This is a genomic window from Corynebacterium meitnerae, assembly GCF_027570075.1.
In the GTDB taxonomy this organism is placed as follows: domain Bacteria; phylum Actinomycetota; class Actinomycetes; order Mycobacteriales; family Mycobacteriaceae; genus Corynebacterium; species Corynebacterium meitnerae.
This window is the reverse complement of sequence record NZ_JAKMUS010000004.1, coordinates 90,232-102,657: the sequence shown is the minus strand read 5'-3', so window position 1 is coordinate 102,657 and position 12,426 is coordinate 90,232. Positions and strand designations below refer to the sequence as shown.

Sequence of the window (12,426 nt, the reverse complement as noted above, 5' to 3'; positions counted from 1 at the left end):
GTGAACCAAAATTAATCAGCAGGCCCTGAAACCGACGACTCACCATCAGCAGCGTCCTTCCGCCCTCGCACCGCTACAACAACGCCGGCGATGTAGGACGCAATCACACCAAGGACACAGAGCCAAAACAACGCCGCGGAAAGCTCTAACGCCCATCGCCCGACAAACTGGGTGAAGACGGATTTCACGCTCTCCTCAGTATCACCAGAATCGACCATAAAGATGCCGGCCAGGAAGAGAAACACCGTCACCGCGATGAAGGCCCAAGACTCGCGCCACCCGAAAGCCTTATGCGGCCCTGTGTCTGGATGCTCCTTCACGATGCGCTCCGGGATAAACCACAGACCAACAAGCGCAACTGCTATGACTACTCCGGCCGGAATGGTGAGGAATATGAGCCATCCAAGCGCCCCAAACATAGCCCGCCCCAGGGTAAAGAACGCCGCCGCTAACAGGCTCAGGACAAGCGCCATGACGGAGCCTATGTGGACATTCCTGTACTTCATGCTCCTCACCCTCTCACAGCCCTAGATATCTGTTGCAGAATTCTTTCTTCTAAATGACAATTCCTGATGAAAGACCTTGTTTTCCTAGAGAAAGTACCACCTGCCATGTCAGAGTTCACAGCACAGGTTCAAGCACTACGCTCACTGATCGAGTCCGGTGAGTTCATCTCCGAAGACACTGATGGCCTCATCCAACTTGCTCAACCAGGCGTCGCCCTTCCCTACTCCACCACCACTCCCACCGAACATGGCTCGTACTTCGGCGGCCGGCCGTATCTTCCGGAAGGTTCGGCATGGCCCATCGCAAAGAGCGGTCAGCCACTGCTCCACATCATTCAGCTGAATTTTGCCGATATTGTCGGTCATGCGCGGGCGGAGGGGGCGCTGACAAGCGAAGCAACGCTCGACGGATTGATTCCGGAGTCGGGAATTTTGCAACTCTTTGTCGGTGCTGATCCGCTCTACGGCGGATTCGACTCAGGTACGCCAGGCGACGGCATGGAGATTCGCTATATCCCGGAGCCTGCGGAAGGCTTTGGCAACCACAGCTTCCCCGGACCTCATACCGCGGCACCTGCTGCCTTCGATGAAGAGCACGAGGATTACTGTTCCCCGTTTAACGAGGATATTGAGACGGTTATGAACTCGCCGATTGCTTTGTCGAGTGCAGTGGCAATGATCCCTCCCACTGACCAGGTAGTGTACGAGGCTTGGGAGTCCGAAAAGGACGATGACTTTATTGAGAACGATGAGTACTTTGAGGAGCTCGTTGAACTGCGGAACGCGGCCAGAAAACAAAGCAACATCGTGCTTGGCGGTTTCCCCGCTTACGCACAAGACCCAACGCAGCCTGATGGGTACGTTCACTTCCTAGAAATTGATTCCACATATGTGGAAGAGGAAGCGCTCCCCTTCGAGATCATGTGGGGTGATTTAGGTGTGGCCCACGTATTCCTTCACCCAGACGCATTGAAGAAAATGCACGCCGGCGAGGCCGTGGTGTACCGCTCCGAAAACACTGGCACGGCCGATGGGGCTGTTTTCTACTGGGACTGTGGCTAGTTTCGGACGCCGAAGAGAACTCCTTCCAAACCAAGTAATCGCTGGTTGTAGCGGGTAGAATTCGGCACATGGTGGAGACACAACGCCGCTCGAAACAACGCCCGCCGGCGCTCGCGAGCAAAGGCCCCCAGCTCAGCAAAAAGCAGCTGGTGGGCCTGCTCTTGGGCCTGGCCTGCTTCCTCATCCCCTTCTTCATCCAGATCCCGGACTTGTCCACCCCCGGGCATCGGATGCTGTCAATCTTCCTACTCGCCATCGTCTTCTGGGTGCTCGAGCCCGTGCCGCTCACGGCCACGGCGGTGTTGGTCATCCTGCTGGAAGTCCTCCTGCTTTCCGACGGCGCGCTAGTCGACCCCACCGGTGGAGACCCAGCACTAGCAGACCAGCTGCTTCCTGCATCCGCGTATTTCTCTGCGCTGGCCCACCCGGTCATCATCCTCTTCCTCGGCGGGTTCATGATCGCGCACGGGGCGGAGAAATTCGGGCTCGACCGCAACCTCGCAGCGATCATGTTGCGCCCCTTCCCGGACAAGGCGCGCCTGACCGTACTGGGGCTCATGCTGATTACCGCCGTGCTCAGCATGTTCATGTCGAACACGGCCACCACAGCGACGATGTTCGCGGTCGTCATCCCGATTCTCAAGACGCTGCCCGCGGGCAAAGCGCGCGCCGGCGTCGCCTTGTCGATCCCGCTCGCTGCCAACGTGGGTGGCATCGGCACCCCGGTGGGCACACCCCCGAACGCGATCGCGATCGGTGCGCTCGCCGAGCACGGCATCCGTGTGTCCTTCGTGGATTGGATGCTCATGGCGGTGCCTTTCATGCTGGTTGTCCTCGCCTTTGCCTGGGTATTTCTCTGTCTCGTTTTCATCCCCGCTGAGACCCGCATCTCCATCGAGATGCGCTCGAAGTGGAACACCGCCACCGACGCGAAACTCTTCTACGCCGTGGCAGGTCTGACCATCCTGTTGTGGATGAGCGAGCCGCTCCACGGCATCTCCTCCAACACCGTCGGCTTCATCCCCGTCGTGGCACTGTTGTGCCTGCAGGTGATGAGGGGTAAGGACGTCCAGGCACTTGACTGGCCGGTGCTGTGGCTCGTCTCCGGTGGTATCGCGCTCGGCACGGGCGTGGGTGCGAGCGGCCTGGACGAGTGGCTCGTCGGTTCGGTCAGCTGGGAGGTCATGGGTGCGCTGGCGATCCTCGCCGTGCTGGGCTTAATCGGCTTCGGCATGGCGAACGTCATTTCTCACTCTGCGGCCGCCAATCTGCTGGTCCCACTGGCGGTCTCGCTGGCGCTCTCGCTTGACGGCATCGACCCGCTCGTGGTTGCCGCGGTGGTGGCGATCGCCTGCTCGCTGGGCATGTCGCTGCCAATCTCCACTCCGCCGAACGCGATTGCTTACGCCACCAAGGAGATCTCCATTCCGCAGATGGCGCTAGTTGGACTCGTGGTCGGTACCGTGGCCACGCTGCTGTTGATCTTTGCTCTGCCTTCCGTTTGGCACCTGATGGGGCTGGTGAGCTAGGTGTTGCCCCGTTCCACCCTCTCTATCGTGGGAAAGTCCCAGGCCACCCGTGACGTGCAGCAGGTGGTCAACGAGGCACTGGGCGCCACGCATGACATCCTCGCCGCCGATAATGTCGAGCACCTACGCTCGCTTCTCGACGGCGACCCGCTCGCGCTTGTCACCGTCACCGTCCACGAGGACGGCTTGGCGCCCGACCACCCGTTGCTGGAGCTGATCTCCGAGCCCGGTTTCGAGTACACCCGCGTCATGGTGCTGACCACCGCGCCAGAGATCGCGGGCCTGGATGCACTTACGGACATGGGGCGGCTCGACATGCTCGTGTTCACCCCGGCGATCAAGGCAGAAGCACTCCTGCACAACATCCAGCAGCAGCTCAACCGCTACTGGTACATGCGCGGCAAGCACGACCCCTCTATCGCTGGCACCTTCGCCCTGCCAGAGGTCACCGAACTGGACGTAGGGCTGACCGACCAGGAGATCATCAGCCGCATCATCAAGGCCGCCGACATACACCTGGGCTACCAGCCGCGCCTGACTTTCCCGCCGGGGGTCTACCTGACCAAGGAGGGCCACTACGTCGAGGAGGTCATCTTCGCCCTTTCCGGCCAGGTGCTTTTGCAGCGCTTTACCGACGCCGGCGATATCGTCATGCACCACGCCTCCACCGGCCACGTCATCGGACTACTCGCCCTGGCGAGCAACCGGGTCGGCTTCTTTACCGCGCGTACCACCACCGAGGTCGTCGCAGTCCAGCTGCCCACCGAGCAGGTGGACTACCTCATCCGCCAGGAGCCGGAGCTTGCGCGCCTGTTCAATATCCTCTTCGTGCGCTCCTACGACCGTCGCCTGCGCCGCGCCGAGGACATCCAGATCGAGCAGCACGAACTCACCGCGCAACTCGAAGACGAGCGCGCACGCTTGACCGCGGCACTGCACAACCTGGAAGCAGCGCGCCGCGAGCTGATGAGCCAGGCGCGCTTCGCCTCCCTCGGCGAACTCGCCGCAGGCGTTGCCCACGAGCTGAACAACCCGATGGCGGCAATCGAGCGCACCGCAGCGCACCTCGCCGAAGACGTCGAAGGCCTGATCGCGTCCAGCCCCAACCGCAGGTGGCGGGACGCGACCAGCCACGCGCTGGAGGCGGCGCGCAGCTCGCACGCGGTAAGCACAAAGGAGGCACGCGCGCTGCGGCGCGAACTGACCGAGGTCACCGGCGATCGGGCGCTCGCCCAGCGCTGGGTACTCGCCGGCTTGCACGACGTGGAGTTTGCCAAACAGGTGCGCGCGAATCGGAAGCTGGAGTACGAGACGGTGGAGCACGCGGCGTCGATAGGCACTGCCCTGCGCAACCTCTCCACCGCATCGACTCGCATTACGCAGCTGGTGGCCTCGCTACGCGCATACGCGCGGCCCGACGGCGACCCGGTCACCGACGTGGATCTGCACCAAAGCATCGAGGACACGCTGCAGCTGATAGCCCACAAACTGCGCGGTGTGGAGGTCAAACGGGATTTTGCCGAACTGCCGCACGTGACGTGTACGCCCGGGCAGATCGCGCAGGTGTGGACGAACCTGATCTCCAACGCCGCCGAGGCGATCGAGGAGTCCGGCAAAGGCTCCACCATCACCATCCGCACGAGTGCCCCGAAGCCCGGGTGGGTGCGCGTGGAGGTCATGGACGACGGCCCCGGCATCCCGCTCGAGCGCATCGACAAGCTCTTCGAGCCCCGCTTCACCACGAAAAATGGGGAGGTCCGCTTCGGCATGGGTATCGGCCTGAGCATCTGCCGCAGCATCGTCAGCGCACATCACGGCACGATAGAACTGACCTCTTCAACAAATGGCACCTGCGCCACCGTTGGCCTGCCAATTGACGGCCCGCAGACACACGACGAAGGAAACACACCATGAACCTTGCCATCCTGATCCTCGAGGACGAGGCGGAAGTCCGCGCCGCCGTTGAGCGCGACTTGCTGCCCTTTGCTGAACACATCCGCGTGGAGGTCGCCTCCGACGTGGAGGAAGCCTGGGAGGTGATCGACGAGCTCACCGAAGACGGCGACGTGCTCGCCCTCGCACTCTGCGACCACCGCATGCCCGGCACCACCGGCGTGGAGTTCCTAGTCCAGATGATGGACGACGACCGCACCGCCGCCACCCGCAAAGTCCTGGTCACCGGCCAGGCACAGCTGCACGACACGGTACGTGCGGTCAACGAGGCCAACCTGGACCACTACATTGCCAAGCCCTGGGACGTCGACGAGCTACACCAGGTGGTGCGCACCATGCTCACCGACTACGTCGAGGACATGGACATCGATCCCCTGCCCTACCTCGACGTCCTCGACGCGACGCGCGCAATGGACCTCGTCCGCCGTCGCTAGAGGCGCTCGGTGCGGGCTCCGAAAAGTGGGGGGGAAGCTTGCCGATAAAGCTGGCGCCGGGGTTGTTCGGGGTTGAAGTCGGCGTCGGGGATTGGCTCGGCGGTGGTACCGAGGCGTACAAGATAGTGCAGGCAGTCATACAACTATTGTTGTATGTTGCGGCTAGAATGTGGCAACGATGCGATACGTGTACATGATTGTGGGGCTGGTGGCGCTCGCCCTGGGCGCGGCCGGCGTGTGGCTGCCGATCCTGCCCACGACGCCGTTTCTGCTGCTTGCGCTGATGTGCTTCACGCGGAGTTCGCCGAGGATGGAGCGCTACCTGCTGCGCCATGACACGTTCGGGCCGTTCATTATTGATTACTACTCAGGACAGCTGACGCGGGCGCAGAAGCTGCGGATTGTGGGGCTACTCTGGTTGGGGATGGGCGCCTCCATATGGGTGGTGATTGTGGTGGTCGGGCTGTGGCCGGTGGCATTGCTGCTCGTCGGGATCGGTGCCGGGGTGAGCGCGCACATCTGGCGGCTGCGGCCACGCCCCGAGCGCGCCGCCAAACTACACCAGCGCGCTGGCCTACCTACCGACCACGCACATTGAAGCCGATGACGCCGGGGTTAACCAAGGGGGCGTCGCCAAGCAGGGCGTGGATGTTGCCCTCCCTCTCAACCGCACTGGTGACCGCCTTCGGGCACTGCTTCTTGTCATCCTTGCCGCGGCCCTGCGACATAGGGGCGCCTCAGAGCAGCACCACGATGACCACCAGCACCGTGATGACGGCGTCGAGAAGTCCGACGATCTTCGGCGTCCATGGCTTCTCACGACGTGCGCCGGTGATCGGCATCAGCGTCGCCCGCGCGAGAAACACGACGGCCAGGACGATAATCGCTGGATGGAACGGATGCCCGCCGGTGCCGAGCACGGCAACGACGGCGGCGACAAGCACGACGACGTGATAGACCACCGACCCGATGAACCAGGGCTTAGAGCCGCGTTCACGGATGAGCGTCTTCACGTAGGGCACAGTGCCGACGAAGTACGCCAGGTACACGGCAAATGCGGCCCACGCCTCCGTATCCAGGCCTCCTCCGGCCCAGGCGGCCACCGGCAGGATGAGGCAGGCTGCCACGACAGTGGACACACCCGACAACAGCGATCTCGGACGCCGCTTCCATGCCTCGAATACGGCTATGGCCACCAACGGTGCGAACGCCGGGACCCACATGAGAAGCCGCCAGTCGAAGATCAGCGTTGTCACACCCGCGACGGCCGCGAGCGCCCCGTAGACAAGGACCGGGGGCCGGTTGCGTTCGCGGAAGCGCGAGCGGATCCAGACACTGCCGGCGAAAAACGTAAAATAGCCGAGCCACCAGGTCAGCAACAGGGGAATCGCAGTCCACGACGGCGCCAGGATGACACCAGTAATAGCGGGGACGGTGACCATGAACCAGGCGCCGTGTTGGTCGGGCACCCAACCGGGTGAGCGTCGGCGTGTGCGGGGGTTACGAGGCACGCTACGTTGTACCTGGCTCTTCGACATGTTTTTCACCCTACTGATGCGAATCCGTGATGGGCAATTGGCGTGGTCTTTTCCGTGCCGCACGCGGAGATCCGCTTGCCTCGATCGTGGGGTTCGAATCCCTCCCGGATCCTGGCTACCGCTTCCTTCTGATGCGGAGGCAAGCCGTGACGCAGTTCTGGAGCAGATCAACACCTACAGCCCCGACGCCGTGGTGTGCATCGGCTTCCCGTTCGGACACACTCGAGCGCAGTGGATCATTCCGCACGGTGGCATGATGACCGTTGATAGCGTCAAACCAGCGCGTTCTTGCAGACTACTCCTGAGTCGGCGCTGCGCGATTCCTGTAGCTCGTGCGACCGGAGGACTAGGAACGCTACCGCCTGCCTGCGGCCCAACAGGCCACGCAGCCCCGATCCATCGTCGAGTCATGATCTCCTGACCGCTTCGGTCACTCGTTGCCGCCGAACTGCCGCAGAGCGCAAAACTCGTCGGCAGCCGGACAGTCCAACAGTCGTTCTCTCAACCCGTGGATGCCCACTTGTCACGGATGCGGCTATCGCGCCCACAGCCGGGCATACGCCTGCGACGAAGCCAGCAAATCCTCGTGTATCCCCGCTGCGGCCACGCGTCCGCCATCGAGCATGACGACCTGATCGGCAGCGGCCACCGTGTGCTCCTGATGTGCGATCACCAGCACTGTCGCCGACCCGGCGAGTTCGCGAATTGCCTCCTGCACAGCGACGGCGGCGGACGCGTCGAGCGATGAAGTCCCCTCATCCACCAGCAGCACCGGCGCCCGCTTCAACACGGCGCGGGCCACCGAAACGCGCTGCCGTTCGCCGCCCGAGAGCAGTCTGCCGCCCTCACCGACGCGGGTCGCCCAGCCCTCAGGCAGACGACCGACGATCTCATCGACCCGCGCGAGCTTCGCAGCGGCGTCCACCTCGGCATCCGTAGCCTCGGGGCGGCCGAGCAGCACGTTCGCGCGCAAGGTGTCATCGAGGAGATAAACGTCTTGGAACACCAACGACGTCGCCCCGAGGACATCGGCACTGGCCATGTCACGAACATCTACGCTGTCGAACCGCACGGCCCCTGCATCCACGTCATAGAAGCGGGCGATCAAGCGGGTGAGCGTGGTCTTGCCCGACCCGGATGGCCCGACGATGGCCGTGATCGATCCCGGCGCAACAGTCAGATCGAGACCGTCAAACACCATCGCGTCTTCGTAGCCGAAGCGCACTGCGTCAATCGCAATCTCCGGCGGACGCGTCGGTGCTGAGACGGGCTGCTCGGGTTCCGGTAGCCCCGGCTCGTCGAGCAAATCGACCACCTGGTCGAGTTCACGATCCATGCGGCGCAGCGCCGTACCAAGTTCGGAAAGCGTGCGGAGGGGACCGACCACCTGGGTGACGATGAGTATGAGACCGATCATCACGAGCGGGTCCGCACCGCCGAGACCGCGCCATACGGCCACGGTGACCACAGCGCCAAAGACCGTCTGTACCACGACGCTCTGGACGATCATCGATGCGGCGGAGGCCAGCTGGGCCGACATACCGAGGCGACGTTGGCGGTCAAGTGAAGATGCCAGTGGTGCATAACCAGAACCCGCCACTCGCGCCCCGCGCAGCGCCGTCTGGTGCTTGGCCAGGTCGAGCAGCGCGGCATCGGTGCGTTGTTCCGCGGCGGTGAGTCGGGCGTCGGCCCGGGCACTCCAGGAGCGAGCCAGCACGGTCGAGGCATACACGAGCGGTACCCCGACGGCGAGCGAGAGTCCCAGCTGCCAGTCAAGGAAGAAGGTCACGAGCACTAGAGTCAACGGAGTCGCCACGTAACCGACCAGCGGAGCAAGCACGTCACCGATCGCGGTGGCGACGAACATTGTGCCGCGGACCGAGAGCCGTGAGGCGTTGGCTGCGGACCCGCCATCGAACCACCCCATCGGCAGACGCATGAGCTGCCGAGCCAGTTGGCGATGCATCGACGACATCAGAGACATGGTCAAATCGACGCTCCCGCGCGTGACCCACACCGTGAGTAGGGCATGGACGCCGGCGCCGACCACCATTGCGATCAACCACCAGAGTGCCGAGCTGAAATCCCCCTGGGCCAGGTGGGCCAGTACTGGGACAAGACAGGCCAGTGACAGGCCCTGTGCGATTCCGGCCGCCACAGCCACGGCTGTGAATCGCCGGAGTGTTGAGCGTCCTTCTTGGCCAGCGATCCGTTCAATCTGCGCAATCATCGAGCACCTCCCGTGACGGCGGTCTGGTTACGCCATAGCGCGGCGTAGTGCCCATCGGCGGCGAGCAGGGATTCGTGATCGCCTTGCTCGACGATTCGCCCTTGGTCGAGGACGACGATCTGGTCTGCATGGGTGATCGTGCCAAGGCGGTGGGCGATCATGATGACCGTGCGTCCACGGGTCAGTTCGGCGAGGGCCTGCCCGATCGCGGCCTCGTTTTCAGGGTCGACCGCGGAGGTGGCCTCGTCGAGTATGAGCACGCGGGGGTCGGCGAGGATGGCCCGGGCGATGGCCACGCGCTGGGTCTCACCACCGGAGAGCCGCGCGTCCTCTCCGACGACGCTGTCGTAGCCGCGGGGCAGTTCGCGGATTCGCGCGTCGATCGCCGCTTGGGAGGCGACGTGCTGGATGTCTTCGTCGGTCGCGTCCGGACGTCCGAGTGCGATGTTGTCGCGAATGCTCATGGCGGGCAGGCTCGGGCTCTGCAGCAGGATGCCGACGTGTTGATGGAGCACATGCGGATCGATGTCGCGTACGTCGACGTCGCCGATGCGGATCGTACCGGTGTCCACATCACGGAAGCGGGCGATAAGGGAGGCGAGGGTCGACTTGCCCGAGCCAGAGGCCCCGACCAGCGCGGTAACCGAGCCTTCCCGAGCAACGAGCGACACTCCGTGCAGCACAGGCTGGTCGGGTGTGTAGCCGAAGGTGACGCCCTCGATCGTGACGTCAGACCCGGCGGGTTCGCGGGGCTGTTGGGGCACAGGAAGTTCAGGCTCGTCGAGGAGAGCGACGATTCGAGCGGCAGCTTCTTGTCCGTCGCTGACGTGTTGTTGCCCGGCTCCGACCGTGAGCAGCGTGGCGGGCAGTGAGAGCGCGATCATGGTGACTACAACGACGTCGGCGACCTCGCTCCACCCGGCGGCAACCATGGCAGCTCCGGGGCCGACAACAGTCAGCGCGACGACCGGCAACCCAAGGGCGGTGAGCGCGACGGCATGGGCACGCATCTGAGGCGTGACGAGCGTGCGGAACTCCGAGGTGAAGTCGTCAGACGCCCGGGTGAAGCGTATCGAGCCGGTCTCCGCCGCCCCGAAAATACGCAGTACCGCGATGCCGTCGACGAATTCGATCACCGCGGCAGAGACCTCGGAGAGCGCCTCGGCGATCCGGGCCATGACAGTGCGCATGTCTCCGGGCGCGAGCACCGAGAACAGGACCATGTATGCCACCGGGCCGATCATGCAGCACAGGCCGAGCCGCCAGTCGATCGTCAGTGCGACGATGACGCCGACCACCGGTGTCAGAACCGCTGCGGTGATCTCGACCAGCGCGTGGGCGACGAGGTGGTGGAGGGTCGCGACATCATCTTGGACGATGCGGCGGACGCGTCCGGAGGAGCTCTGATCAAACCATCCCAGTGGGAGTCGGCTCAGCTTGTTGGCCAGCTGCTCGCGCAAACCGGCCTGTACCCGCAGGTCGACCAGATGGGTGATGAGCAGCGCCAGCGACCCCAGGGCCAGTGCGCCACCGAGTCCACCGATGAACCACCAGACCGCTGGCCACACGGTGTCCGTTCCGCGGGTGAGTCCATCGACAATCCGGGTCATCGCCCGCAGCGGAATGGCACTGGCCAAGCTGCCGAGAATCTGCAGCAACAGTGCGACAGCGATAGGGACGGACACCGGCCGGAGTATGCGCCAAACGGGGTTCCCCGCGTTCGCGTCGCCCCCTCTCGGCCGACTCGTCGACTCATTGGTCGCTGTGGTGGGTTCATCAGACACAAGCGGCACTGTGTTGCCCTCTCAGAAGATAACAACCATTCTTGCGTTAGGTTAGCCTAACCTAGTATTTGGGTCAAGCCCCGTCTCGTGCGTTTGATGGACATTGCTGAAACCGAGATCACGCAAAACCAGCACACCATTGAGTAGCGCGTGGACGAAGACCAAGGATGGGCGTAAGAATCCGCAGGCGTTATTAACAATTTTCTCGCTGAATCAGCCTGTAAAACCGGGAAATCCCCGTACTCAGGGGACGATCACTACCCCGCTGGAGTGGGAGCAGAAGGCTTCTCCGGATAAGCGCTCTGGTAATGGCCCGAAACCGAAGGTGCGTCCTGAGCACCCTTCCGTCGTCTTCGCGGCGCACGTGGAAACCGCTGCGGGCCTCGAGTTGCCTGCCGACTTTATTTCCCAGTTGGCCAGCGCCGCTCACGAGGTCGACGGCATCGTCGCGCGGTTCGCCGAGGCGCTGGACAAGGTTGTCTCTGCCTAGCCGAAGGTCAACGAATACAGTTTCACGCCTGCCGTGGGCCGGATGCGCAGCACTCCCTCGGTGGGCGTGTCGCCTTTCGCAAGGTCGAGGGTTCCATCTGTGACCGGGAACGACTTTGTCGCACCGTCCGGATACTCGACTTCGATCTCTCCTTCACCCGAAACCACGAGCTGGACCCACTTGGCGAAGACGTTGATGTCCAGGTGTCCTCCACTGGTGGTCTGCACTGATTCCTCCTCGAGAATCCACGTCCCGTTCAGAGTGAACATGCCGCGCTCTGGGGCGGGCGGTTCACCGAAGTCGTGCTCGCCGTCGGTGTAACCGGGTTACTTGGTGTACTCGGCGCGCGCAGTGCCGAGATACGTTTCCGGGTTGCGGCCCTTTGTACCGCCTGCTGCTTCGCCGCCTTCGACCGGTTCGGGGAGGTTGACTTCGGTGTTGGCGTCGACAAGCAATTCACGCACGAGCTTTTCTGTCTCGGCGTAGCTTCCCTCCCCTTCCACGATCTGCCGGACGTTGCCGTGCTTGTCCACCAGGTAGCGGGCTGGCCAGTAGCGGTTGTTGAAATTCCTCCACGTAGCAAAGTCATGAGGGCCAGTCATCAGATGGACTAATCAATGTTGACGAACGGTTGAAGAAGTTGAAGGCGGGTTCGCTGACGATGATGCGCACGGACGATTTGACACCTACGGATGAATTGTTAGGAGTAATTGGTGTTGATTAAGCATGTTGCAACCCGTGCTTACAGCATGGTTTGTTCGACGTATCCTGGCAAAGATTGGGACGTAGAGGTATGTGTACACCCAGACGGAACCGTTGCAGTGTTTCCAGGGGAGAACGCAGATGATGGGGATAGCGCCGCGCTGGTGAAGTCCGACGGCACGGTGGAGCTACTAGGAA

At 63.0% G+C, this 12,426-nt stretch carries 12 protein-coding genes and 1 pseudogene; 6 read left to right on the top strand and 7 right to left on the bottom strand.

The window, feature by feature from the left end:
* Positions 1–11: 11 nt before the first annotated feature.
* A complete protein-coding gene (locus L8U60_RS04000; protein ID WP_269965082.1) occupies positions 12–506 on the bottom strand; it encodes a hypothetical protein in 495 nt (164 codons plus the stop codon).
* 105 nt (positions 507–611) lie between these two features.
* Between L8U60_RS04000 and L8U60_RS03995 the strand changes: the two genes are divergently transcribed.
* From L8U60_RS03995 to L8U60_RS03975, 5 genes are all read left to right on the top strand, one after another.
* Positions 612–1,568 carry a YwqG family protein gene (locus L8U60_RS03995; RefSeq protein WP_269965081.1) on the top strand — a complete coding sequence of 319 codons (957 nt, stop codon included), beginning with the start codon at positions 612–614 and terminating at the stop codon, positions 1,566–1,568.
* 149 nt (positions 1,569–1,717) lie between these two features.
* Entirely contained in the window at positions 1,718–3,097 is a 1,380-nt protein-coding gene (locus L8U60_RS03990) for an SLC13 family permease (RefSeq protein WP_269965080.1), read from the top strand.
* 27 nt (positions 3,098–3,124) lie between these two features.
* Entirely contained in the window at positions 3,125–5,011 is a 1,887-nt protein-coding gene (locus L8U60_RS03985; protein WP_269965079.1) for a sensor histidine kinase, read from the top strand.
* On the top strand, positions 5,008–5,484 hold the full coding sequence (locus tag L8U60_RS03980) for a response regulator (RefSeq protein ID WP_269965078.1): 477 nt from the start codon (positions 5,008–5,010) through the stop codon (positions 5,482–5,484). The genes L8U60_RS03985 and L8U60_RS03980 overlap by 4 nt, the downstream gene beginning before the upstream one ends.
* Positions 5,485–5,662: 178 nt before the next feature.
* Entirely contained in the window at positions 5,663–6,082 is a 420-nt protein-coding gene (locus L8U60_RS03975; protein WP_269965077.1) for a YbaN family protein, read from the top strand.
* On the opposite strand, the gene L8U60_RS03970 is transcribed toward L8U60_RS03975, so the two are convergent.
* From L8U60_RS03970 to L8U60_RS03955, 4 genes are all read right to left on the bottom strand, one after another.
* Positions 6,063–6,212, bottom strand: a complete 150-nt coding sequence (locus L8U60_RS03970; protein ID WP_269965076.1) for a hypothetical protein — start codon at positions 6,210–6,212, stop codon at positions 6,063–6,065. The genes L8U60_RS03975 and L8U60_RS03970 overlap by 20 nt on opposite strands.
* A gap of 9 nt (positions 6,213–6,221) precedes the next feature.
* Positions 6,222–7,022, bottom strand: coding sequence for a YwiC-like family protein (locus L8U60_RS03965; RefSeq protein ID WP_269965075.1), 801 nt, complete (start codon positions 7,020–7,022; stop codon positions 6,222–6,224).
* A gap of 535 nt (positions 7,023–7,557) precedes the next feature.
* The gene (locus L8U60_RS03960; RefSeq protein WP_269965074.1) at positions 7,558–9,252 is read right to left on the bottom strand and encodes an ABC transporter ATP-binding protein; all 1,695 of its coding nucleotides are present in this window, start codon (positions 9,250–9,252) and stop codon (positions 7,558–7,560) included.
* Positions 9,249–10,937, bottom strand: a complete 1,689-nt coding sequence (locus L8U60_RS03955; RefSeq protein ID WP_269965073.1) for an ABC transporter ATP-binding protein — start codon at positions 10,935–10,937, stop codon at positions 9,249–9,251. The genes L8U60_RS03960 and L8U60_RS03955 overlap by 4 nt, the downstream gene beginning before the upstream one ends.
* Before the next feature lie 238 nt (positions 10,938–11,175).
* On the opposite strand from L8U60_RS03955, the gene L8U60_RS03950 reads away from it, so the two are divergent.
* Entirely contained in the window at positions 11,176–11,526 is a 351-nt protein-coding gene (locus L8U60_RS03950) for a hypothetical protein (RefSeq protein WP_070852087.1), read from the top strand.
* On the opposite strand, the pseudogene L8U60_RS03945 reads toward L8U60_RS03950, so the two are convergent.
* Positions 11,523–11,834 (bottom strand): annotated as a pseudogene (locus tag L8U60_RS03945) (cytochrome c biogenesis protein DipZ); the annotation flags it as partial. The gene L8U60_RS03950 and the pseudogene L8U60_RS03945 overlap by 4 nt on opposite strands.
* A gap of 18 nt (positions 11,835–11,852) precedes the next feature.
* Entirely contained in the window at positions 11,853–12,128 is a 276-nt protein-coding gene (locus L8U60_RS03940; protein ID WP_141759459.1) for a thioredoxin domain-containing protein, read from the bottom strand.
* Between the last annotated feature and the right edge of the window lie 298 nt (positions 12,129–12,426).